At 40.7% G+C, this 25,510-nt stretch carries 18 protein-coding genes, 1 pseudogene and 1 riboswitch; of the genes and pseudogenes, 12 read left to right on the top strand and 7 right to left on the bottom strand.

Annotated elements, in window-relative coordinates; translation table 11 throughout:
* Window positions 1-7 precede the first annotated feature (7 nt).
* Window positions 8-117, bottom strand: a riboswitch (TPP riboswitch).
* Window positions 118-191: 74 nt separating this feature from the next.
* Window positions 192-605: a YkvA family protein gene (locus IRB79_RS09205; protein WP_243508186.1), complete on the bottom strand. Its 414-nt coding sequence runs from the start codon at window positions 603-605 to the stop codon at window positions 192-194.
* Window positions 606-752: 147 nt separating this feature from the next.
* On the opposite strand from IRB79_RS09205, the gene IRB79_RS09210 reads away from it, so the two are divergent.
* From IRB79_RS09210 to treC, 5 genes are all read left to right on the top strand, one after another.
* Window positions 753-1,478, top strand: a complete 726-nt coding sequence (locus IRB79_RS09210; protein WP_243508187.1) for an NAD-dependent deacylase — start codon at window positions 753-755, stop codon at window positions 1,476-1,478.
* A 110-nt stretch (window positions 1,479-1,588) separates the two neighbouring features.
* Window positions 1,589-1,762 (top strand): twin-arginine translocase TatA/TatE family subunit, encoded by a 174-nt coding sequence (tatA, locus tag IRB79_RS09215; RefSeq protein WP_113883262.1) that lies wholly within the window; start codon window positions 1,589-1,591, stop codon window positions 1,760-1,762.
* A gap of 285 nt (window positions 1,763-2,047) precedes the next feature.
* Window positions 2,048-3,463, top strand: coding sequence for a PTS system trehalose-specific EIIBC component (gene treP, locus IRB79_RS09220; protein ID WP_243508188.1), 1,416 nt, complete (start codon window positions 2,048-2,050; stop codon window positions 3,461-3,463).
* A 78-nt stretch (window positions 3,464-3,541) separates the two neighbouring features.
* On the top strand, window positions 3,542-5,218 hold the full coding sequence (locus IRB79_RS09225) for a glycoside hydrolase family 13 protein (RefSeq protein WP_243508189.1): 1,677 nt from the start codon (window positions 3,542-3,544) through the stop codon (window positions 5,216-5,218).
* 41 nt (window positions 5,219-5,259) lie between these two features.
* Window positions 5,260-6,945 carry an alpha,alpha-phosphotrehalase gene (gene treC, locus IRB79_RS09230; RefSeq protein ID WP_243508190.1) on the top strand — a complete coding sequence of 562 codons (1,686 nt, stop codon included), beginning with the start codon at window positions 5,260-5,262 and terminating at the stop codon, window positions 6,943-6,945.
* 50 nt (window positions 6,946-6,995) lie between these two features.
* Here treC and IRB79_RS09235 read toward each other — a convergent pair whose 3' ends face one another.
* The 3 genes and pseudogenes from IRB79_RS09235 to IRB79_RS09245 all read right to left on the bottom strand — a co-directional run bounded on the left by IRB79_RS09235 (window position 6,996) and on the right by IRB79_RS09245 (window position 10,854).
* Complete coding sequence (locus tag IRB79_RS09235) at window positions 6,996-8,213, bottom strand: NupC/NupG family nucleoside CNT transporter (protein ID WP_243508191.1); 1,218 nt, start codon at window positions 8,211-8,213, stop codon at window positions 6,996-6,998.
* Window positions 8,214-8,520: 307 nt separating this feature from the next.
* Window positions 8,521-9,873 (bottom strand): annotated as a pseudogene (locus tag IRB79_RS09240) (IS1182 family transposase).
* 105 nt (window positions 9,874-9,978) lie between these two features.
* Complete coding sequence (locus IRB79_RS09245) at window positions 9,979-10,854, bottom strand: metal-dependent hydrolase (protein WP_243509324.1); 876 nt, start codon at window positions 10,852-10,854, stop codon at window positions 9,979-9,981.
* Window positions 10,855-11,313: 459 nt separating this feature from the next.
* On the opposite strand from IRB79_RS09245, the gene IRB79_RS09250 reads away from it, so the two are divergent.
* From IRB79_RS09250 to IRB79_RS09280, 7 genes are all read left to right on the top strand, one after another.
* On the top strand, window positions 11,314-12,891 hold the full coding sequence (locus IRB79_RS09250; RefSeq protein ID WP_243508192.1) for a peptide chain release factor 3: 1,578 nt from the start codon (window positions 11,314-11,316) through the stop codon (window positions 12,889-12,891).
* A 446-nt stretch (window positions 12,892-13,337) separates the two neighbouring features.
* Window positions 13,338-14,735, top strand: coding sequence for a Na+/H+ antiporter NhaC (gene nhaC, locus IRB79_RS09255; protein ID WP_243508193.1), 1,398 nt, complete (start codon window positions 13,338-13,340; stop codon window positions 14,733-14,735).
* A 207-nt stretch (window positions 14,736-14,942) separates the two neighbouring features.
* Entirely contained in the window at window positions 14,943-18,230 is a 3,288-nt protein-coding gene (locus tag IRB79_RS09260) for an efflux RND transporter permease subunit (RefSeq protein WP_243508194.1), read from the top strand.
* Window positions 18,231-18,396: 166 nt separating this feature from the next.
* On the top strand, window positions 18,397-18,873 hold the full coding sequence (locus IRB79_RS09265) for a hypothetical protein (protein ID WP_243508195.1): 477 nt from the start codon (window positions 18,397-18,399) through the stop codon (window positions 18,871-18,873).
* Window positions 18,874-19,043: 170 nt separating this feature from the next.
* On the top strand, window positions 19,044-20,303 hold the full coding sequence (locus tag IRB79_RS09270; RefSeq protein WP_243508196.1) for a DUF5667 domain-containing protein: 1,260 nt from the start codon (window positions 19,044-19,046) through the stop codon (window positions 20,301-20,303).
* Between the two features lie 117 nt (window positions 20,304-20,420).
* Window positions 20,421-21,164 carry an RNA polymerase sigma factor SigI gene (sigI, locus tag IRB79_RS09275; protein ID WP_243508197.1) on the top strand — a complete coding sequence of 248 codons (744 nt, stop codon included), beginning with the start codon at window positions 20,421-20,423 and terminating at the stop codon, window positions 21,162-21,164.
* Window positions 21,161-22,303: an anti-sigma factor domain-containing protein gene (locus IRB79_RS09280; RefSeq protein WP_243508198.1), complete on the top strand. Its 1,143-nt coding sequence runs from the start codon at window positions 21,161-21,163 to the stop codon at window positions 22,301-22,303. The genes sigI and IRB79_RS09280 overlap by 4 nt, the downstream gene beginning before the upstream one ends.
* Window positions 22,304-22,352: 49 nt before the next feature.
* Here IRB79_RS09280 and IRB79_RS09285 read toward each other — a convergent pair whose 3' ends face one another.
* From IRB79_RS09285 to glcD, 3 genes are all read right to left on the bottom strand, one after another.
* On the bottom strand, window positions 22,353-22,553 hold the full coding sequence (locus tag IRB79_RS09285; RefSeq protein ID WP_009331086.1) for an alpha/beta-type small acid-soluble spore protein: 201 nt from the start codon (window positions 22,551-22,553) through the stop codon (window positions 22,353-22,355).
* Between the two features lie 112 nt (window positions 22,554-22,665).
* Window positions 22,666-23,997 carry a (Fe-S)-binding protein gene (locus IRB79_RS09290; RefSeq protein ID WP_243508199.1) on the bottom strand — a complete coding sequence of 444 codons (1,332 nt, stop codon included), beginning with the start codon at window positions 23,995-23,997 and terminating at the stop codon, window positions 22,666-22,668.
* Window positions 23,994-25,406 (bottom strand): glycolate oxidase subunit GlcD, encoded by a 1,413-nt coding sequence (gene glcD / locus IRB79_RS09295; protein ID WP_243508200.1) that lies wholly within the window; start codon window positions 25,404-25,406, stop codon window positions 23,994-23,996. The genes IRB79_RS09290 and glcD overlap by 4 nt, the downstream gene beginning before the upstream one ends.
* Window positions 25,407-25,510: the final 104 nt, after the last annotated feature.

Raw genomic sequence — 25,510 nt, forward strand, 5'->3', positions numbered from 1 at the left:
CATTTAGTATGTTTAAGAATATGTTCCCTACGCTGGTATGAGCCAGATCAGGTTCAAAGGGTCAGCATCTTTAATGATGAAGTCTCAACCGGCATACCGGTTCCCCTACATTTCTTGCTATTTAATTTTGACAGGCATAAATACTTTCCATCATTATTATAGCAAATAATATCAAAATGGACAGAAAATAATTATTTCATCTCAATGGTCCTGCTCTCTTTCCAGATTTTGAATTTTTCAAGTTCACCTGTAATTTGGCTAACGGCAAAACCAAGGACTGCTGCATCATCTAAGACTCCCATTCCTATTAAAAAGTCAGGAACAAGGTCTATAGGGGAAACAAAGTATAGTATGGAAGCAATAATAAAGATAATCGACTTTTTTGAAATATGCCGGTAATCACCTTTAGACCATGCCTTAACTAAATCGATCAGAAGCTGAAACTTTTCCCATATATCACTTAATGAAGATTTGTTTTTATCTGCTTTAAGTGTAGCCTTTTTTAGCAGTCCTTTTGTTTTTTCAGGATCGTCCGCATAACGTTTGGCCCTGGAAGAAAATTTTTTATAGCCGTCCTTATAATCTTTCGTTTCTATTTCAGGCATAGCTATCACTCCTATATTTGATAATTCGCATAAACAGTTATAATCTAGTATTTACCGCATACATGACATGACATAAACATTTCACTGGGAGAAATAAATGGAAATCAAATCTAACCTGTGACAAAACTTTATTGGGAGCTGATATCTATGCTTGAGAAATGGCTGAAAGAATCAAATTATACAGTAATATTGACAGGAGCAGGAATGTCGACGGAAAGCGGACTGCCTGATTTCAGATCTGCCAATAATGGATTATGGAATGGGAAAGATCCTGGAAAAATAGCCAGTACAGACGCATTAAATGAAAATGTGAACGAGTTTATAGAGTTTTATCGGCACAGGGTAATCGGGCTTAAGGAGTGCAATCCCCATCAAGGGCACTATATTCTTGCAGATTGGGAAAAGAGAGATATTATTAAGAGCATTATCACCCAGAATGTGGATGGATTTCATGGACTGGCGGGAAGTAAAAAAATATCGAAGCTCCATGGGAATTTGCAGACACTCCATTGCCAGAAATGTAAAAAAGAGTTCCCGAGCGAGGAGTATTTGCATGGACAATTCCAATGTAATTGCGGGGGTGTGCTCCGTCCTTCAGTAGTTCTGTTTGGGGAAATGCTTCCTGAGGAGGCTTTAGATTTCGCAGCAGATGAAACAGAAAAGGCAGAACTTTTTATTGTTCTGGGATCATCCTTGACTGTAACACCTGCAAATCAGTTTCCGCTGATAGCCAAACAAAACGGAGCAAAACTGGTGATTATTAATATGGAACCTGCGGATTTCGACATTTATGCTGATGAAGTGATCCATGAACGCAAAATTGGTGAAGTGCTAGATGAACTTGATAGAGCCTTAAATAGTCAAAAAACGTGAATTCATGAAAATAGCTCTCATGCTATGATTTTTTTAATCAATCCACTATAATGGACAATGAACATGATTACTACTGCCTCAAGCGATATGATATATAAGGAGTGTTCAGCATGTTATCAAACATCGGTATTCCAGGTTTAATTCTCATCCTGGTTCTGGCTCTGATTATTTTTGGCCCTAAGAAACTTCCTGAAATAGGGAGAGCGTTCGGGGAGACATTAAAAGAATTTAAGAAATCTACCCGTGAACTCACAAAAGATGATGACGATGATAAAAGGAAATAACCTATTCAATAGGTTTAGAACCGGCTTTGCAGACAAATTAGTCTCGAAGCCGGTTTTTTTATTTTCTGGCATCCGAAGCGATTGAATGGGTATAGAAAAGAGGGAAAAGAAAAAATGGTTGACTAACATGTATATACAAGATAGAATGAAAGCGTAAACAGTTCATGTATATACAAGTTGGATTGTGTGAATTGGATAGATTTGTAAAGGTCGAGAACAATAAATAAGAACCTTATAACTGTTTTTTTCTTTAATATGAAAACGGTAACAGGAGGAGAGCGAAGAATGGCTACAAATAAAGAGTCAGCAGAGAAAATTGTAGAAGCTATCGGGGGCAAGGATAATATCGCAGCGGCTACTCATTGTGTTACACGGCTGCGTTTTGCGTTAAAAGATGAAGGGAAAGTCAATAAAGAAAAACTCGAAAATATAGATATCGTGAAAGGTTCTTTTTCCACAAATGGACAATTCCAGGTAGTTATTGGACAAGGCCTCGTTGATAAAGTGTATAAAGAAATGACAGAAGCAACAGGAGTTGGCGAATCGTCAAAAGAAGAAACAAAAAATGCTGCTGCTGAAAACTTAAATCCATTGCAGCGCGGCATTAAAACACTTGCAGATATTTTTATTCCAATCCTCCCAGCTATCGTAACAGCTGGTTTGCTGATGGGGATCAATAACATTATGACCGCACCAGATATTTTCTTTGATGATAAATCGTTTGTTGAAGTTTATACCAACTGGGCTGATCTGGCTGGCATCATTAACCTGATTGCCAATACTGCTTTCGTATTCCTTCCCGGTTTGATTGGATGGAGTGCTGTAAACCGGTTTGGCGGAAGTCCTCTTCTTGGTATTGTGCTAGGTTTGATGCTAGTGCACCCGGATCTATTAAATGCATGGGGCTATGGTTCAGCAGAAGAAGTTCCGAAGTGGAATTTATTCGGTCTTGAAATTGAAAAGGTAGGTTACCAGGGGCAAGTATTGCCTGTATTATTTGCTTCATACGTATTGGCTAAGATAGAAGTATTTCTGCGAAAAAGAATTCCTGATGCTTTTCAGCTTCTGACTGTCGCACCGATCGCTTTACTGATCACTGGATTTCTTTCTTTTATTGCCATTGGACCAATTACATTTACGATCGGCAGCTGGATTACAAATGGGGTTGTCGGAATTTTTGAGGCTGTTCCAGCACTTGGAGGCTTGATTTATGGAGGATTATATGCACCTCTCGTTATCACTGGTATGCATCATACTTTCCTGGCAGTTGATCTGCAGTTAATCGGCAGCATTGGCGGCACGTTTTTATGGCCGATGGTTGCACTGTCTAATATTGCACAGGGTTCCGCCGCTTTTGCCATGATGCTGTTAAGCAAAGGGAACGAAAAGCTGAAAGGGCTTGCGCTTACTTCGTCAGTATCAGCGTGGCTTGGCGTAACCGAGCCGGCTATGTTTGGGGTGAATCTTCGCTTTAAGTACCCGTTCTTTGCAGCGATTATTGGGTCAGCAATTGCAGGAATCTTCATCACTATTAATGGAGTTAAGGCACCGTCGATAGGTGTAGGAGGCTTGCCGGCATTCTTCTCCATCTTTGCGGAAAATTGGGGTGCTTTCTTTATCGGAATGGGTATTGCACTTGTCGTACCGTTTGTATTGACTTTAGCTTTCTCGAAATTTAAAAAAGCAGAGCAGAAGGATTGATGCCATGGGGTTCTATGATTCCATGGTATCGCCATTTTATAAGGCTTGCACAAAAATGTAAATATCGGAGGTCGCCGTATGAAGAAGCAATGGTGGAAAGAAAGTGTAGTTTACCAAATATACCCGCGGAGCTTCATGGATAGCAATGGAGATGGTATAGGAGATTTGCAGGGAATCATCTCCAGGCTGGATTATTTGAAAGAGCTTGGGATTGATGTGGTCTGGCTTTCACCGGTTTATAAATCGCCAAATGATGATAATGGCTATGATATCAGCGATTATCAGGATATTATGAGTGAGTTTGGAACAATGAAAGATTGGGAAGAACTTCTCGGAGAGATGCATAAGAGAGAGATTAAACTCATTATGGACCTGGTGGTGAACCATAGTTCAGACGAACATATCTGGTTTGCAGAGTCCAGGAAATCCAAAGACAATCCATTCAGGGATTATTATATATGGCGTGAAGGAAGGAACGGAAAAGAGCCGAATAACTGGAGAAGCAATTTCGGCGGATCAGCCTGGGAGCTTGATGATAAAACAGGAGAATATTATTTGCATCTGTTTTCAAGGAAACAGCCAGATTTAAATTGGGATAATCCGGAACTAAGAAATGAAATATACGACATGATGACTTGGTGGCTCGAAAAAGGCATTGATGGATTCAGAATGGATGTGGTCAACTTTATCTCCAAAGTGGAGGGACTTCCTGATGATGAACCGAAGCCTGGGAAGAAATATGCTTCTGGAAGCAAGTATTATCGAAACGGCCCAAGAATTCATGAATACCTGCGGGAGATGAATGAAAAGGTCTTATCGAAGTATGATGTTATGACTGTTGGCGAAATGCCCGGTGTAACTCCTGGGTGGGCCAGGCAATATACAGGGGAATCACGCAATGAATTAAATATGGTCTTCCAATTTGAACATGTTAGCCTGGATAACGGGCCAAATGGCAAATGGGATCTTAAACCCCTCGATTTGTATGACTTACAAACAAATCTGACAAAATGGCAAAATGAGCTGGATGAAGTTGGCTGGAACAGTCTTTACTTTAATAATCATGACCAGCCGCGCTCTGTTTCAAGATTCGGGAATGAAGGAGAGCATAGGGAAAAGTCAGCTAAGATGCTTGCAACATTGCTTCATATGATGAAGGGAACTCCTTATGTTTATCAGGGCGAAGAAATTGGAATGACGAATGTCCGTTTCTCAAGCATTGAAGAATACAGAGATATAGAAACACTTAATTTTTATAAAGAAGCTCTTAACGATGGCTGGACAGAGGAAATGGCCCTCGAAAGCATCTATGCAAAAGGGCGTGACAACGCCCGGACACCGATGCAATGGGATCCATCAGAACACGGAGGATTTACAGATGGAACCCCATGGATAAAAGTAAATCCTAACTATAATGACATTAATGTGGAAAAGGCCTTGAAAGACCCTGACTCTGTTTTTCATTACTATAAAAAGCTTATTGAACTTAGGAAGGAAAATGAAATTATTGTTTACGGCAGGTATAACCTGATACTTGATCATCATCCCGAAGTGTACGCCTATACAAGAACATTGGGCAATCAGATTCTTCTGGTCTTGTGCAACTTCTATGGAGGAAACCCTGAAGTCGAACTCCCTGCATACATCCAGGAAAAGAAATTTGAGGCGCTGATTGGGAATTATAAAGATATACAAATTAACGGAACCATTAAGCTGCGCCCCTATGAAGCTCAGGTCCTTCTCTTTAACAGCTAAAAAAACTCAATTTCTAAAAAACTAAAACAGGTGTGATTCTAATGAAACAACCATGGTGGAAAAATTCAGTAGTATATCAAATTTATCCGAAAAGCTTTAACGATACGACAGGAAATGGGGTTGGAGACATTCCTGGAATTATTGCCAAGCTTGATTATTTAAAAGAATTAGGTGTGGACGTCGTCTGGCTGACACCAATCTATAAATCTCCGCAGCGCGACAACGGATATGACATTAGTGACTATTTCAGCATTCACGAAGAATACGGAACTTTAGCTGACTTTGAAAAGCTTCTTGAAGAGGCTCATAGCCGGGACATAAAAATCATTATGGATATTGTAGTAAACCATACTTCCACTGAACATCAATGGTTCCAGGAAGCAAAAAAGTCAAAAGACAATCCATACCGTGATTTTTATATCTGGAAAGATCCTAAGGACGATGGAAGCGAACCGACAAACTGGGAATCTAAATTCGGCGGGAATGCATGGCAATATGATGAGGCAACTGGCCAATACTATCTCCATCTTTTTGATGTCACACAGGCGGATCTAAATTGGGAAAATGAAGAGCTTCGCCGAAAAGTATATGACATGATGGAATTCTGGTTTGAAAAAGGTGTAGATGGCTTCAGACTTGATGTAATCAATCTGATTTCTAAAGACCAGCAGTTTCCCGATGATGACGGGTCTGTGCCTCCGGGCGACGGCAGAAAATTCTATACAGACGGACCTCGTGTACACGAATTTTTGCATGAAATGAATGAAAATGTATTTTCAAAATACGATAGTATGACAGTTGGCGAAATGTCCTCCACTTCCATTGATCATTGTATAAATTATTCCAATCCTGAGAGGGAAGAGTTGAGCATGACTTTCAACTTTCATCACTTGAAAGTGGATTACCCTAATGGGGAGAAATGGGCACTCGCTGAATTTGATTTTGGAGCGTTAAAGCAGATTTTATCCAGTTGGCAGACTGAAATGCACAAAGGCGGGGGCTGGAATGCTTTATTCTGGTGCAATCATGATCAGCCCCGTGTTGTTTCAAGATATGGTGATGACAGAAAATATCATCGCGAATCTGCTAAAATGCTGGCGACAGTCATTCATATGATGCAGGGGACCCCTTATATTTATCAGGGTGAAGAGTTTGGCATGACAAACCCGGGCTTTGAAAGCATTGAAGACTACAGAGATGTAGAATCACTGAACGTTTATAAGATCCTTAAGGAAAAGGGAATGACTGAAGAAGAAATCATAAATATTCTCAAAAGCAAATCACGCGACAATTCCCGGACGCCAGTTCAGTGGGATGGTTCTGAAAATGCGGGTTTCACAGATGGAACGCCTTGGATTAATGTAGCATCAAATTACAGTGAAATAAATGCCGAAAGAGCATTGAAGGACGGTAATTCTATTTTTTATCATTATAAAAAGCTGATCCAGCTTCGCAAGCAGTATGATATTATCACATATGGAGACTATGAACTGATTTCTGAGGATCATCCTGATGTGTTTGCTTATGTTCGAAATGGTGATAATGAAAAGCTTCTCGTTGTTAATAATTTCTATGGGAAAGAAACATCATTTATCATTCCTGAACATATTCAAGCAGATGAATATAAAGATGAGATCTTAATATCCAATTACAATCAGTCACCTTCGGCAGCACAGACCATTAATTTAAGGCCATATGAATCCGTTATCTACTATTTAAAGAAATAAAAGTGAAAAATCCTCCCGCTGTTAACGGGAGGATTTTTCAAGTGATTTTTTTAAAACAGCATTCCAGCTATGGCAGCACTTAACATAGATGCTAGGGCACCCGCTGCAACTGCCTTCAGGCCAAGCCGTGCAATGTCCTGCCTGCGGTTTGGTGCCAATCCCCCAAGTCCTCCAAGCAGAATGCCCAATGAAGAAATATTGGCAAATCCGCAAAGGGCGAAGCTGACGATTGCGACCGTTTTATCAGATAAATTTGGAATATCCGGTGCAAAAGCAGAATAAGCAACAAATTCATTCAAAATTAACTTCTGGCCAATATAATTTCCGGCCTGCACAGCTTCTGACCATGGAACGCCAATTGCAAATGCAAGCGGCGAGAAAACATAACCCAGAATGATTTCGAGCGTTAATCCTTCGAGGCCAAATAATCCTCCAACCCATCCAAGAAGACCGTTAATCAATGCAACCAGAGCAATAAAGGCAAGAAGCATCGCTCCGATATTCAAAGCCAGTTCCAGCCCGACACTTGCTCCTTTTGCTGCCGCATCAATGACATTGGCAGAGTCGCTATCCACTTCCATATCAAATTCTTTAGGCTCTTCTTTATCCTCCGTTTCAGGAAGCATGACTTTGGCAAGTATCAAACCTGCGGGTGCAGCCATAAAGCTTGCAGCCAAGAGATATTCGAGAGGCACCCCCAAAAGGGAATATCCGATTAAAACAGATCCTGCCACAGAAGCAAGGCCGCCGGTCATAACCGCAAATAACTCAGATTTTGTCATATTGGCAATATAAGGGCGGACAACAAGCGGAGCCTCTGTTTGGCCCACGAAAATATTTGCTGCTGCCGACATGGACTCAGCTTTTCTGGTTCCGAGAAGCTTTGACAGCCCTCCGCCAAGGATCTTAATGAAAAACTGCATAATCCTTAAATAATAGAGGACAGAAATCAATGATGAAAAAAAGATTACTACAGGCAGAACCTGAAGTGCGAAAACGAAGGTGATTCCCGATTCATCTGTAAAAAGGCCGCCAAATAAAAAATTTATTCCCTGATTGGCGTAATTGATAATATCGTTTACCTTCATTGTGAGCCATTCTAATCCTTTTCTGCCGCCTTCCCACTTTAGAACGAGAAAGGCGAAAATCAGCTGAATGGCAAGCCCTCCCGCAACAGTTCTTAAACTAATTGCCCTTCTATTGCTTGAGAGCAGGAAAGCTATTCCTAAAACGACAATGATACCGAATATTCCCCATATAAAATTCATATTTACACCTCTTAACTATGTAATTTTCCCTTGAAGAAAGCTCGAGGGAGGGTTCTGGCAGTACTCCTATTCCCTAATGAAACTGCTTGTAAAGCTCAATAGTTGTATTATGTGCAAAAGGAATAAATTAATGAAAAATTTCTATACATGCAGGAGGAATGGTGAAAATAGAAAAAGATGAGCAAGATGCTCATCTCAGTTTGTAGACAAAAGGGGTTCGGAATAGTCTCATTCCGAACCCCTTTTTTGATTTTTTATTGGATTTGAAGGGATTTTAGAGAATTCTAGACCTCTCCGAGGTCATCATTTAGGCCATTTCTGGACTTTGCCAAGTCCAGTTGGCCATCTTCTTCAAATTCATGGCAGTGAAAGTAAGCATCGCCTGCATCGACAATTTTTTAAGTCCCCTTAGGGTTGTCCAACGCATGCCATGCTTTTCTTTTGCATCTGCGAATACACGTTCAATTGTTTCTTTGCGTTTCTCATAGATCGGTTTGACGTCTTGATGGTGACGAAGGTGATCTGCTTCTTCCACGTGTTCCTCCCACACATGTCGTTGAATCAGTTTTTGATGTGCTTGACTCTGTGTGCATTGAGACAAGAAAGGGCATCCAGCACAAATTCGCGGATCTGATTTATATTGACGATACCCTTCCTTTGTAGTCGTTGTATATTTTAATATCTCACCAGCTGGGCAAATGTAACAGTCAAAATGCTCTTCATAAACATACTCATGTTTTCTGAAGTAACCCTCTTTGTGCGAGGTCGTGTGTAAGGTAAAGCAGGTGTGATATCGTTTTTCAATAAGTAGCTCGTGATGGCAGGTGTTTTATAAGCGCTCTGCAACAGCTTCTGGTTTACTAACTTTCTCGATGACTTGTTCAACCAATGGCTCTAAAATATGACTATCATGCGTGTTACCCGGGGTTACAATTGTGCCTAGCACGAAGCCGTTGCGGTCTGCGGCCGCATGGAAAGAATAGGCGAACTGTTTTGTACGCTCATCTTTTACATAGTAGCCACTCTCTGGGTCCGTTGTACTCTCCTTAATTTCTTTGTATTCTTCCTTATCAAACTTATCTGGTGGAAACGGCTTTTTTCCATGATCCTCACGGTCTTGGTTAATCTCCTCTTGAAGGCGTTCTTGATAGGCACGTGTTTCTTTTCGAACAACTTTCTTTTCAAATTTGCGCTTATTTGCACTCGCTTTTACATGCGTAGAATCTACAAAAACGTGTTCAGCACTAATTAAATTCTTTTCAGTTGCAGTTTTTAAGATTCGGTAAAATATCTGTTCAAAGAGATCGGTGTTTTTAAATCGGCGCTCATAGTTTTTACCGAAAGTTGAGAAGTGAGGAACTTTATCGTGGAAACCATAGCCTAAAAACCATCGATAAGCCATATTCGTTTTCAATTCTTCAATTGTTTGACGCATGGAGCGAATACCGAAGGTATATTGAATAAATGAGAGTTTAATTAATATTACAGGGTCAATACTTGGGCGCCCTACCTCTGAATACATATCTTTTACCAAGTCATAGATGAATGAGAAATCAATCGCAGCCTCAATTTTGCGAACCAAATGGTCCGCTGGTACAAGTTCGTCTAAAGCAATCATTTCAATTTGATCCCGTTGAATTGGATTATGTTTTGAAAGCATTTTACTCACCTCAAGCATTGTATTACTTCTATTTTAAAATAAAAAAGACTGAAGACAAGCACGATTTTCATCGAGTTTGTCGACAGTCTGAGATGAGCAAGATGCTCATCTTTCTGTATTTTTCTCAATATATTCAAACAAAAAAGACTGACCGTTTCTGTAAAAGCGAGGGTCATAGAGGCCAAGCCTTTCATCATCATCAACCAGAACGACAAATGGGGACCATTCATAAAGGGTTTTAGCTTCAGGACGCTGAGAAAACAATTTATCCAAATCAGCAGTTTCTCTGGATTGAAGCACATATTGGGTTTCCTCTTTCTTAAAAAGGTTATCATTAAAGATGGTTATTTCATCATCTTTTTTGGCAATGACAGAAAAGGTCCATGGAATAAAGTCTGCCGACAGGGCAACTTGATCATATTGATCATTATACTGCTTATAAATAATAAATCCCTGTGTGCTTTGGATCATAACATGAAGAAGCAAAAAGGCCAATGCCATTTTAAAGTAATAAGGGGATTTCAGCTTGTTTCTTCTTGAAAAAATGTAAGCAATTCCCATGATGGTCCAAAACACTAAATCAACAATAGGAATCGTGCCAAAGGTAATCCTCATATTTGAAAATGGCTCCAAATAACCCGTGCCCCATGCATTGAATAAATCGCTTGTATTATGTATGAAAACTGCAAGCCATCCCAGCAGAAAAAGCTTCTTATCCTTTACTTTGAAGAGCAGGAAGGACAGCAGAAAAAACAGCAGAGCCCAGACCGGAGTAAGGAAAACTGAATGGGTAATGCCTCTGTGCCACATCTGATAAAGTCCTTCTGTATCCCATAAGCGGGAGACGACATCAATATCCGGAATTTGGCTAGCACCGACAGCGGTAAGCAAATACGCCCTCTTGGAATTCTTATCCATATCTCGTTTATCGACTGTACCGTAAAGGCTCAAGCCGAATAATGTATGAGTAATTGTGTCCATCATTAACATCCTTTTTTATATTTAGTTTCACTATTATAAGCCTGAAAAAGAATTATAAAAAGAAATATGCAATCTTAAAATGCGTTGCAAACTTTACTTGGGAGCGATAAAATTGAAGGTATTGCAATAATTAAGTGACACATTGATTGCTTGATAAAGTGAAACTTCAATCAGTGGGGGTTCATCCCCCGCTGATTGTAAGTTGAGGCCCGCAGGATGTGGGTCACAAAGACGTTGCCACAGGACAAGGAAAGCTACGGCAGCGATACATCGCACGACCGAAAGCGGTAGCTTTTGGGAGGACGTGGCGTTCTTAGTCTTTGTTCTTCTTTCGGGCCTTTACGGGCAGTTTGACTCCCGCTTACCCTTTTCGGATTGCTATGAGTATTGAAAATGGGAATCTTACTGCCCGTTAGACTGCGATAAACAAATTTTCATATAAGTAAGTGAGGAACGAATATGTCCAAAAATTTTAAAGAAGAAGTTTTATCCCGCCGCACCTTTGCAATCATTTCCCACCCGGATGCCGGTAAAACGACGCTGACTGAAAAACTCCTGTTATTCGGGGGTGCCATTCGTGACGCGGGTACAGTTAAAGGGAAGAAAACAGGCAAGTATGCGACAAGCGACTGGATGGAAATTGAAAAGCAGCGCGGAATTTCTGTTACCTCCAGTGTGATGCAGTTTGAATATGATGGTGCGCGCGTTAATATTCTAGATACTCCTGGTCACCAGGATTTCAGTGAAGACACGTATCGTACGCTGACAGCCGTTGATAGTGCTGTTATGATTATTGACTCAGCGAAAGGCATCGAGGAGCAGACACTTAAATTATTCAAGGTCTGCCGCATGAGAGGAATTCCGATTTTTACTTTTATGAATAAGCTTGATCGCCAGGGGAAGGCACCGCTTGAGCTCCTTGCAGAATTAGAAGAGGTCATGGGAATTGAATCATATCCAATGAACTGGCCAATCGGGATGGGAAAAGAATTCCTCGGAATTTATGATCGGTTTAATAATCGAATTGAGCAATTCAGAGTAGAAGAAGAGGACCGCTTTATTTCCCTGAATGAGGAGGGCGAAATAGAGGGAAACCACTCCATTAAGGATACTGGGCTATATGATCAGACTCTTGAAGAAATTATGCTGTTAAATGAAGCGGGCAATGAGTTTTCAAGAGAGAGAATTGCAAAGGGTGATTTGACTCCTGTGTTTTTTGGAAGCGCGCTGACCAACTTTGGCGTACAGACATTTCTCGAGTCATATCTCCAATTTGCACCGCCGCCGCAGCCGAGGAATTCTACAGCAGGGGAAATTGATCCGCTGTCAGAAGAATTTTCTGGCTTCATATTTAAAATCCAGGCAAATATGAATCCTGCTCATCGCGACCGGATAGCATTTTTAAGAATTTGTTCTGGCCAATTTGAACGTGGCATGGCTGTGAATATACCAAGAATCGGCAAGTCCATCAAGCTTGCGCAGTCCACACAATTCATGGCTGATGACAGAAGTACAGTCGATTCTGCAGTAAGCGGGGATATCATCGGAATTTATGACCCGGGAACTTACCAGATTGGCGATACGTTAACCGCTGGTAAAAATAATTTCCAATATGAACGTCTTCCTCAATTTACACCTGAGCTATTTGTAAAAGTAACTGCCAAAAATGTCATGAAGCAAAAACATTTTCATAAGGGCATCCAGCAGCTGGTGCAGGAAGGAGCCATTCAGCTGTTTAAAACTGTAAAAATGGAAGAATACCTTCTCGGTGCGGTAGGACAGCTGCAATTTGAAGTTTTTGAACACCGCATGAAAAATGAATATAACACAGAAGTTTATATGGAAAGACAAGGCTCAAAAATCGCCCGCTGGGTAGAAGGCGATGAGGTCAACGAAAATCTTTCCAGTGGAAGAAGTCTCCTGGTTAAAGACCGTTACGACAAAAACGTTTTTCTATTTGAAAATGACTTTGCACTCCGATGGTTCCAGGAAAAAAATCCGGATGTAAAACTATATAATCCGATGGACTCAGAATAATCATGCGGCCTCTTTAGGGGCCGTTTTTGCCGTTGGCCCCCGTAAATGACAGAGCCTCTCTTCTCCTGCCTTAATTCCTGTATATTCCTCTGTCAATCCTATTGACATATCCATCAATAGATAATATAGTATTAACACACATACTTTAGTGCTAAAAAGCGTTTAAGTTAAAAAGCAGGAAGTTCAATCTCGATTTAAATATAGACTTTGTCCGCAGAAGAAAGTAGAGCAGTTGCCGGCAGCAGATAGAAACTGGATGGGTGATGAAAATCCAGGCAGCAATTGGTCGAAATACAACTGCATCTCAACAGGACATTCTCTTTAAGCGGGTAAGCAGAAATGGCTTATCAATTAGGGTGGTACCGCGGAGCTCCTTCGTCCCTATAGGCGAGAGGGCTCTTTTTGTTTGCTTCCGAATTTCTGGTATTTTTTAGGAGGAATACATTATGCAACAGGAACATGCAGCATTGAATTTGAAGCCGCTGGAGGCGCTTATTGTAACTTTAATAATCCTTGGCGGGATTAGTTATTCTATTATTTTCGCAGGGGCAGTGCCTCATATTCCCGTTGTTTTCGCGATAATGGGGTTAATTGCTTATGGCTTAATAAAAAAAGTATCCATTGCACAGCTGGAAAAGGGGCTGATTGAAGGTGCGCAGTCCGGATTAGGGGCGATTTTCATTTTCTTTTTAATCGGCATGCTGATAAGCAGCTGGATGGCAAGCGGAACCATTCCTACATTTATTTATATGGCTTTGGAAGCTGTTAATGGAAAGTTCTTTTATGCCATTGTGTTTGTGGTAGCATCTGTGATTGGCATGAGCATTGGAAGCTCGCTTACGACGGCTGCTACATTAGGAGTGGCCTTTATGGGTGTCAGCTCTGCTTTGGGTCTTTCTGATGCGATTACTGCAGGTGCAGTTATATCCGGCGCATTTTTTGGAGATAAAATGTCTCCGTTGTCCGATACAACTAACCTGGCATCATCGACAGTTAAGGTGGATTTATTTGAGCATATTAAGACTATGGCATGGACAACGATTCCTTCGTTTATCATTTCTTTGGCAATCTTTGCTGTGCTGTCACCAGGCGAGGCAGCCTCTGATTTTTCAAAGATTGCCCAGCTGAAAAAAACTCTTCTGGATGAGGGGCTGGTACATTGGTACTCCCTAATTCCATTTGTCATTTTGACTATTATGGCCATTAAAAAAGTATCAGCAATCATCACGCTGTCTGCCGGAATTTTATCGGCATTAATCTTAGCCATTTTTGTCCAAAACAGCTTCGGTTTCGAAAAAGTGATGTCATTGCTGTATTCGGGATATGCCTCAAAAAGTGGTTCAGAGGAAATTGACGCACTATTATCAAGAGGCGGCATGGAAAGCATGATGTTTTCTATTTCTTTGGTATTGCTTGCACTTTCTATGGGTGGTTTATTCTTAAAGCTTGGCATTCTTCCAGCTTTGCTTGAAGGCATCAAAGGAGTATTGAATCGTGTGTCCGCTCTGGTGGCGGCAGCAGCAGGAACAGCAATCGGGATTAACTTCCTGCTTGGTGAACAGTATCTGTCGATTCTCTTAACTGGGAATGCTTTCAGGGAGCCTTTTGAAAAAGCCGGACTGCACCCGAAGAATCTTTCCAGGATTCTTGAGGATGCCGGCACTGTGGTAAATCCGTTAGTCCCGTGGAGTGTTTGCGGAGTTTTTCTAACAGGTGTACTAGGGGTGGAAACAGCAGCTTACCTGCCGTTTGCGTTCTTCTGTATACTAAGTCCGGTTATTACTCTTATCTATGGATTCACTGGTTTAAAAATCGAAAAAATTGAGAAAAAAGCAGCTGTGTAATGCTGCTTTTTTCTGTGGGCAAAGATCCATATTATATCGAATTTTGAATGATAGAACCTCTTTAAAGTCAAATATAATGTTCTTTTTCCCCATTTAACAGCACATTGATTTCTTGCATAGTGATTGCTGCTTTAATATAGTTAAAATGTATTTTAACCAATCATTGCAGCCGTCATATAATTACTGACTTTGAAAGGAGCAGAATGTGTGAGAATAAGTGATTTTTCAATCAAAAGACCAATCTTTACATTGGTTACGATGTTCTTAGTGCTTATTTTAGGGGTTGTCTCCCTCTTGAATATTCCATTAAAACTCATACCCGATCTAAATCCTCCTGTAGGAGTAGTAGTAACTTCATATCCAGGAGCAAGTCCCGATGAAGTTGTGGAAAAAGTAACAAAGCCGCTCGAGGAAAATCTGGCAACATTGCCGGGGATTAAAACCCTAACCTCTACCTCACAAGAGAGCGCAAACTTCATTCTGATGCAATTTTCCTGGACTACAGATATAGATGAAATACAAAGTGAAGTTATTCAAAGGCTGGACCAGACACAGCTTCCTGATGAAGCTGATAAACCTCGCTTTATGAAGTTTGATCCTGCCCAGTTTCCTATCATACAATTATCCCTCAGTGCAGATGAGGAGCCAGAAGCATTAAGAAGGCTTGCAGAACAACTGAATCTGGAGCTGACCAAAGTTGAAGGAGTAGCAAGCGTAAATCTCTCCGGAACAGCCATTAAGGAAGTAAGGGTGGAACTTGATCAGGATAAACTAAGTGATTTCAAACTAAGCCAGGCTGATGTTGTGGATGTAATTGAATCCAATAATATTTCAATGCCAGGTGATCCGGTTTTGACTGAGGGAAAAGAGCTGACAACCAGGATCATTAGTTCCATTGATTCCCTTGATACGCTGAAAAAACTTACCGTAACAGTTGACCCCGCAACTGGCGATAAAGTAAGCCTTGAAGAGATCTCAGAGGTTCAGCTGGCCAGCCAGGATGATCGCACCATCACGCGCACAAACCAATCTCCATCTGTCTTACTGAGTGTCCTGCAGCAATCAGACGCTAATACGGCAGAAGTTTCAAATCAGTTCATACAAAAATTGGATGATCTTCTTGAGAAAGAACAGTTTGAAAATATTGAATCAGAAATTCTTTTTGACCAGGGGGATTACATAAACCTTGCAATAGGGAATATCTCCAATTCACTGATTCTTGGCGGTGCTTTTGCTATGATTGTGCTATTTTTCTTTTTGAAAAATGTTAAAAGCCCGCTTATTATTGGCATCTCTATTCCTTATTCTGTTATTTTTACCTTTGTTTTAATGTATTTTTCAGATTTCACCTTAAATATTATGACACTTGGCGGATTGGCGCTTGGAATTGGGATGCTGGTGGATAATTCCATCGTAGTTATTGAAAATATTTACCGCCATTTATCAATGGGGAAAGATTCTAAAACGGCTGCCAGCGATGGAGCTAAAGAAGTAGGAGGTGCGATTACTGCTTCAACACTGACGACTGTCGCTGTATTCCTCCCTGTAGTATTTATAACTGGAATCATCGGTGAATTGTTTAAGGAGTTTGCCCTGACCATTTCCTTTAGCCTATTTGCATCTCTAGTTGTTGCACTGACAGTTGTGCCAATGCTGGCGAGCAGGCTGCTGAAGTCTCCAAAAACAAACATTGAGACAAAACGGCAGGAATCAGGCTTAATGCGTTCACTTGAAAAATCGATTAAATGGTCTTTGCGGAATCGCGCAGTGGTAATAGCGATTACCATGCTGTTATTGGCAGCGGGCAGCTTTGGAATGACCACAGTAGGCACGCAATTTCTTCCGAATGCAGATGAAGGCTTCTTTACGGTGCGAATGGAGCTTGAAAACGGCACTGCACTTTCAGAAACGGAAAAGGTTATATCTGCTCTAGAGGAAGAATTAAAGGATGAAGAAGAGGTAGATACATATGTAAGCCTCATTGGAACTACACAGGAAGGATCCTTCCGGGGCTCGAAGAATGCCAATATCGCTGAATTGTATATCAAAATGAAAGGGCTTGATCAGCGGGAAAGATCAACATTTGAATTTGCCGATGATGTCAAAAAGGATCTGGAAAATGCTGCATCAAAGGTTAATGAAACTGCCGAACTCTCATTTAACATGCAATCTTCATCCGGTACAGCTCCGAATACACTGACTTTCAGTGTAAGGGATACAGATCCAAACCGCTTAACGGATAATGTAGATAAAATCTATAATGCATTGAAGGACTTGAATGATGTAACAGAATTATCGACTGACCTTATGGATACCGTTGAAGAAATTCAAATTACTGTGGACCGTGAAAAGGCACTTGAGCAAGGCCTGGCTCCAGCCCAGGTAGCCATGGCAGTAAATGATGTAACACGGGGCAATCGGGCAACACAAATGATAGATGAAGAATCGAATATATATGGTGTTTTTGTTGAGTACGATCGGGAAGTCACACAGGATATAGATAATCTAAAAGAATTGCTTATAAAAAAGCCTGATGGAAATTATGCTGCTCTCAGTGACGTAACTAATATAGAACGCGGAGAAGGACCGGTCAATATTCAGCGCATCAATCAGCAGGATGCTGTCCAATTTACTTTAAAGTACAAGTCTTCAACAAACATGGGTGCCATGTCAAAAGAAGTGGATAAAGAAATTGCCGACCTTGATTTACCGGATGGAACGGAGATCGTTTTTAGCGGTGACAGGGAATTGCTGGAATCATCTATCGATGACCTGATTCTGGCCTTTGTTCTGGCAATCATCTTTATTTATCTTGTCATGGCAGCCCAATTTGAGTCGCTGAAGTATCCGCTAGTTATTATGTTTACTGTGCCTCTCATGGTGATAGGTGTTGCAATTGCTCTCACGGCAACCCAAACACCGATTAGCTTAACTGCAATAATCGGGATTATTGTGCTTGCAGGAATTGTAGTTAATAATGCAATAGTCATTGTCGATTATATTAATCAAAAGAAAGGAAATGGCCTTAAGACCTACGATGCCATAATTATTTCAGTTAAGGACCGTGCAAGGCCAATACTTATGACGGCTTTAACAACCATTCTTGGATTAGTTCCTCTTGCACTAGGTATAGGAGAAGGGACAGAAATTAACCAGCCTATGGGAATTGCACTGATAGGCGGGCTGATCAGCAGTACGTTCCTGACACTATTTGTGATACCTGTTGTATATAGTTTCTTTGACAGGGATACAAGGCGGTTAAATAAAATGTATGCAACACCGGATGGCCATTTAGTGCCAGCTTACCTGCTTGAAGAAAGAGTGGATAAAGACTGGAATCACAATAAAGGTGCAGAAGACAAAAAACAGCTTCAAACCTCTGAAGCCAGATCATACAGCAGAGATGATATGGCAGCCATGCTGGAAGAGTTGTTGAAAATTGTAAAAGAAGATAGCAAGGAGAAAAAAGAACGCAACAGGGATGAAAATACCTAATCGTATGCAGGCTCCTTCTATAAGAAGGGGCCTTTTGGCATACTGTTGTCAAAATTGAATTAATTTTTTTAATGGAGTTTCAGGAAAATATCTGGAAAATTCTTTTGATAATTGGCCTATAAACAGAGCACAATAAAAGTATCGACTTGTAGCTGGTGGTAATGAAATGAAAAAACTCAGTAAACTAGAAGCAGTTTTTTGGAGTATTGCATTGCCTGGTTTTAGCCAATTATTAATGGGGCAGCTGTGGAAGGGAACTTTATTTGTCGCGCTTGAATTTATCATTAATGTATACAGCCATTTTAATTCAGCCATCATGCTCAGTTTTATGGGAGAAATTGATAAAGCGGTTCATGTCCTTAATTATCAGTGGCTCATGTTTTACCCCTGTCTTTACATGTTTGCAATGTGGGATGCATATCGTACTGCTATGCCGGAAAATGAAGAATTATCTTTCCTTCCCTTTGTGTTTAGTGCCTATTTTGTGACAGTAGGACTTATGTACTCAACTAAGCTGAAATTATTTGGAATCTTTTTTGGGCCGGTCTTTCTTCCCATGCTCTTTGTTATTCCGGGTGTATTAACCGGTCTTTTGATCAGATGGATCATTTTGAAATGGAGAAGGCACCCGGTGCAAAGTTAAGATGGCACTTGATATCATTAATGAAAAAAGCTTTGGCACACTAATCAATTTAGTGATTGTTAAAGCTTTTTATCTTTCTTAAAAATAAATTCTTTAATTACCCCCAAAAATCCCTTTCATGATTCCGTACAGTTGTAATGAACAAGCGGCCGCTTTAATTAAATTTTGAGGTGAAATCATTGAAATTTTTATCCAGCATAGAAATGAATAAAATGGCAAAGAGCACACTAGCGCTGGTGATTGCAGGAACATTCACATTTTCAGCCGCAACAGCCTTTGCGAGTGAAAACAAGGAAGATGCAGATTTTGAAACAGTTGAAATAAAAAATGACCTGTCAGCGGAAGCAACAGCTGAATCAAATAAAGATGCAGCAGAATCCATTGAAAATGCTAAAGAAAAGCTTGATGAAATTGAATCAGAAACCCCATCTCTATTGCCTGGAAGCTTCTTCTACTTTGCAAAGCTTGCATTGGAAAAAGTGAAGCTTGCTCTAACTTTTGATGACATAAAAGATGCAAAATTGCTTGCCGGTTACGCTGCAGAGCGTATGGCTGAAGCAGAAGCACTTTTTGCTGAAGGAAAGGAAGAAGAAGCTATTGAAGCAATAGAAAAAGCATTGGAACAGATGGAAAACGCTGAAACCATCGTTGATGAAGCTAATGAAGACACAGAAGAATCTAAATCAGATGATGAGTACAACGGTAATCTAATCAGCGAAGACGAATCAGCTGAAGATGAGGCATCTGAAGAGGATGCTCCTGCTGAAGACTCTGCAGACGGTGAAGATTCTTCAGATAATGACACGGCAGACAAGGAAACTGAAGAAGAAGTAAAGGAAATCCTTGCACAGAATATCATTGCCCTCCAGGCAAATCTGGCTAAGTTTTCAGAAAGATTCGATGAAGATCATCCTGCCGTTTTAGCGATGCAAAAAAACATTGCTAAGTTCTCTGAAAAATGGTCTGAACAAGTGATAGATGAAAAAGAATATACTGGAAATGACCAGGCTGGGCAAGCTGCAGAAATGGCGCCTGCACCGATTAAATCTGAAGATGCTTCTTCAGGAACTGAAACAGCAGAAGATCCGGCGAAAGAGATTGATAAATCAGCTCCTGAAGAGAAAACTGTGTTACCTGAAGTTCCCGTGAAGGTATCTAAAGAAGCAAAAGATGCAGCTAAAGCTGAGAAGAAAAAAGCTCATGAAGAGGCAAAAGTTATAGAGGCCCAAAAGAGAGCGGAAGCAAAGGCCGCACGCGAAGCAGCTAAACAAGCTGAAAAAGAAGCACGTGAGGAAGCTATGAAAGCAGCAAAAGAACAGCAGGCAAAGAAAGTTCAAGAAAAGCAGGCAGAGGCAAAGAGCCATGCCGGCAAAGGTAAAGAGAAAGCTGAAGAAGCAAAAGGTCAAGGCAAAGAGAATAAAGGCAACTAATTTTAGCTGGAAAGGAAAGCACTTCGAGGCTTTCTTTTCCTTAGTCAATAAAACCACCCTAAAAAAAATAATCTGGACACCGTATGTTATAATGTGTTTTGAAAAGAGGTGGGGCTATTGCTAAGTTTATTGTTTATGGCGAAGAAGCGTAAAAGAACGCTCGAAGAAACGGTAGAGTTAATACAGCAGGGAGATACAGCATTAAATAATGAGCTAATAGAGTCATATAAGCCGTTTATTGCTAAAACAGTATCATCAGTCTGCAAGAGATACATACATGAATCAGATGATGAATTCAGCATTGGTCTCATCGCTTTTAATGAAGCCATTCAAAAGTACAGTCCTGATAAAGGGAGTTCATTGATCAGTTTTTCGGAAGTGCTGATTAAAAGGCGGGTTATTGACTATATCCGCAAGCAATCCAAATTTCAGAATCTTAGTTTTAATGGAGGCTCTAATCTGGAAGATGATGATACGGGTTCGGCGATTGAAGACGAATTGTCCATTGAAGACTTCAGGAAAAAAACGGATGAAGAACTGAGAAAAGAAGAAATTCTCCAGTTTACACAGATTCTGCAGGAATTCGACCTTACCTTCAGCGATCTGATCGAGCAGTCTCCAAAGCATGCAGATGCACGAAAAAATGCGATGACTGTAGCCAAGATTCTGGTTGAAAATGATGAACTCAAAAACATACTTTATGATAAAAAAAAGCTGCCTATAAAGCAGCTGGAGAGCTATGTTTCCTTAAGCAGAAAAACAATAGAGAGAAATAGGAAATATATAATTGCCATATCACTGATATTAACTGGTGATTATATCTTTCTAAAGGATTATATCAAAGGGGTGTTGGAAACGTGAAGACAGGAATTATCATGGAAATAAATGAACGTTTTTTAACACTATTAACCCCGGAAGGAGAATTTCTGCGGGCCCGAAAACAAGATGGGGCATATGCACTTGGCCAGGAAATTGAATTCTTCCCAATAGAACTGAAAAACGGAAAAAAGTCGTCGCCTTTAACTATTTTTAATCTATTTAGAGGAAAAGGATTAATGGCTGCAGCTTTTGCACTAATGCTCGCAATCGTTTCTTTACTGCCGTTCCTGCAAAACGACGAAGTGTATGCATATATGTCAATAGACGTTAATCCGAGTATTGAATTAGGGGTCAATCAAAAATATCAGGTAGTAGAACTCGTTCCTTATAATGAAGAAGGAGAACTAATTATCCAAAACATCAAGAACTGGAAAAAGAACAGCATTCATGAGGTAGCAGACAAAATTCTTCTTCAGATAAAGAAACAAGGCTATTTTAAGGAAAATAAAGAGGTAGTGATTGCTGCCGTATATACAGAACAGAATAAAGAAGCGGATGAGCGAATTCAGGAGGAGTTGGCAGATATAAAACAGGCTGCACAAAAAGAGCAGCTTGAAGTAACTTTACTGGAAGCTAGTGAAGAGGAAAGAGAAGCTGCTATTGAAAAAGGGCTCTCACCTGGATTATATAAAGAAAATAAATTAAAAGCTGACGCTGACAAGAAAGAAAAACCTGAACCTGCAATTCCGGATAAAGAGACAGATAAAGAATCTCATGCTCCGCAAAAACCGGCAGAAAATACGCAAAGCCAATTAAAAAAGCAGCAGCAAATAGAAGTGAATAAAGAAAAACCTGCTGTTCCAGGGCAAATAAAGAAATCTGAGAAACAGCAAAAACAGCAAAATAACAGCGGTAAAAACAATGGGAATAATTATGAAAAAAGGCACAATAATATAGAAAAGAAAGACCAAGGAAATAATGTAAAAGCCCAAAATCATCCAAGTGAAAAAAAAAATAATAAGGCTAATGAAAACAGAAATAACACCGAGAGAAATCCTAAAGAAATAGAAAATGGGAAAAACAGAAGCGAAAATGGTCCTGAGAGAAACCAAGACAGGGACAATCGCAATAATTCCAGCGGAAATAAGCAAGGTAAACACGATGAAAGAGGAAATCGATAAAAATGAAGTCCGGAGCTCGCTCCGGACTTTTTCCATTTATATGAAGTTGTTATTGATTATTCTGGCCGGACATTTGTGCCTGGGCTTGCTGCACTAATCGCTTAGTAATTTCTCCGCCGACGGATCCGTTAGCCCGGGATACAGTATCAGAGCCTAATTGAACACCAAATTCCTGGGCAATTTCATATTTAACCTGGTCCATGTATTGTTCAATCCCAGGAACTAAAAGCTTATTGCTGCTTCTTGCCATTGTATTCAACTCCTTTTTATTGGTCTTACAGAGTTTATCTTCCCTCTGTATTTGTAGTATGAATTAAAAAGGGGGTTTCATAAGTGGTAATATTTCGGCATAAGCAGTTTCTTTACTTTTCTTTATCAACAGCAGCTTCCAGAAGAATATCTGCAATATGAACGGCCTTTGCGTTTCCGGATAAACCTTCCCGTTCTATCCCCAGCTTCATCTGCAGAAGACAGCCCGGATTCGAGGTCACAATTACTGCTGCATCTGCCGACTTGGCCTGAATCATTTTATGATCAAGTATTTGCATAGACATTTCAGATTCAACAATATTATAAATACCGGCAGAGCCGCAGCATCTGTCTGCATCCTTCATTTCCCTAAATTCGATGCCTTTAATTGAATTCAGAAGGGTACGCGGTGCTGTTGAGGTTTTCATGACATTGCGCAAATGACAGGAATCCTGATAGGTTATGATCTGCCCTGGCAGCTCAAGATTAACTTTTTTGTGAAATTCAAGTTCGTATAGAATTTCGCTGATATCTTTGAGCTTTTGCGAAAACTTTACAGCTCTTTCATGCCATTCCCGGTCATCTTTAAGAAGATGGTCATAGTCAATAAGGAATGCTCCGCATCCACCTGCATTTGTAATGATATAGTCTGCGTCCAGTTTCTCAAAAGCCTCTATGTTCCGCTTTGCCAAGTTTTTGGCCGCTTGTTTTTCACCGCTATGGCCATGAAGAGCGCCGCAGCAGGCTTGATTTTGAGGAATATGGATTTCACATCCTGCAAGCTGCAGAAGTTTTATTGTCGCATTATTGGTTTCCAGGAACATCGTATCCATTAAGCACCCAGTAAAAAAAGCGGCTTTTTTTATAGGTTTATCTGCTGAGAGATAGGATGGCCTATTTTTCATTTCTTTTAATTTTGGTACTTGAGGAAGTACCTTTTCCATGGCCGTGAGGTTTTTTGGAAGCCAATTCAGCATTCCTGTTTTCCTGGCGGCCGATTGCAGACCTGAACGCTGATAAAAGCCTAATAGGCCGGCAGCTGCCCTCATTCTGTTCTGGTGGGGGAAAAGCCCATTAAAGACCAAACTGCGAACAGCTTTGACCGGAAGCGAGTGTTTCTTATTCTGATTAATAATATCTCTCGCTTCTTCCAGCAAGTGTCCATATTTTACTCCTGAAGGACATACAGGCTCGCATGCCCGGCAGCCCAGGCAAAGATCAAGAGATCTCTCTACGTCTTCATCCGGTTCAATCAATCCGTCAGCAACAGCTTTCATTAACGCGATCCTGCCCCTTGGAGAGTGTGTTTCTTTAAAGCCTGACTCGACATAAGTAGGGCAGGAAGGGAGGCAAAAGCCGCAGCGCATGCAATTCAGGAGCTCATCTTCATTCATTCGGTTCTTAAATTCTTCCTGAATGATTGTTTGTTCTTTTAATGTTGTCATTGTGCAACCACCACTCGTTTTCTGTTATCCTTGGCAAAAATTTTGCCGGGATTAAGAATGTTATTGGGGTCTAAAGCAGTCTTAACAGCTTTCATTGCATCAATCCCAGCCTTCCCCAGTTTCAGTTCTAGATAGGGAGCTTTCATGATCCCTACTCCATGTTCGCCTGTTATAGTCCCTCCAAGTTCAATCGCCTTGACAAAAATCTCTTCAAAAGCTTTTTCAACCCGTTCCATTTCATCTTTATCCCGGGCATCTGCGGGGCAGGTCGGATGCAGGTTTCCATCACCGGCATGGCCAAATGTACAAATGAAAAGTCCGTATTTTTTGGAAATTTCATTTATTGCTTTTACCATGTTGGCAATTTCAGATCTTGGCACTGTAGCATCTTCAAGAATGGTCGTCGGCTTTAGGCGTGCGAGAGCCGATAATGCGGCACGCCTAGCAGTCCGCAAGGCTTCTGCTTCCATTTCAGAATTTGCGAGCTGTACAGATACAGCCCCTTGTTTCTTGCAGATTTCAGCCATTTTCTGCATATCCTTTTCCACGACCTCAAGCGGACCATCCTGTTCAATAAGAAGTACAGCTTGGACATCGGTTGGCAATCCAATTTGGGCGAAATCCTCAACTGCTTTTAATGTAGGCTGATCTAAAAATTCAAGGGTGGCGGGTATGATTTTGTCTGCGATGATTTTTGAGACTGATTTTGCAGCTTGTTCAAGATCCTGATATAGAGCGAGCATTGTCTTTTTTGACTCAGGAAGCGGGATTAATTTTAATGTTGCTTCCGTAATAATCCCCAAAGTTCCTTCAGATCCAACCAGCAGTCTGGTAAAATCATATCCTGCCACGTCCTTCGCAAGCTTGCCGCCCGTTCTGATAATGTCTCCGCCCGCAAGTACAGCTTCCAGCCCCATCACATAGTCCCTTGTAACTCCATATTTCAATCCACGCAGTCCGCCTGAATTTTCATTGATGTTTCCTCCGATTGTGCTTATTTTCATCGAACTTGGATCAGGAGGATAAAAAAGCCCTCTTGCTTCAACCTGGTTAATCATGTCAAGCGTGATGACACCGGGCTGTACTGTAACCGTAAGATTTTCTTCATCGATTTCAATGACTTTATTCATATGCTTAAACAGGAGTACAATCCCGCCTTCTGTAGGACAGGTGCCTGCACATAAATTGGTGCCTGATCCCCTTGGTACGATGGGAATTGCTGAGCTGCTGCAAATCTTGAGGATGCTGGAAACTTCCTGAGCATTTCGCGGACTGATCACTGCATCGGGCATCGATTGGAAATTTGGTGTCGCGTCATATGAATAGACGAGGCGCCCTGCTTTGGAGTCATCATAATTATCAGCGCCGACAACGGCAATTAATTCTTCTTTTATTTGAACATCAACCAAATGGATCCTCTCCTTTAATGTAAACTGGCAATATCTATTTCTTTAAGTATAAAAAAAGCAGGGAACACCCTGCTATGGTTAACTATACAAATATTGATGTCTAT

Source organism: Cytobacillus oceanisediminis (assembly GCF_022811925.1).
In the GTDB taxonomy this organism is placed as follows: domain Bacteria; phylum Bacillota; class Bacilli; order Bacillales; family Cytobacillaceae; genus Cytobacillus; species Cytobacillus oceanisediminis_D.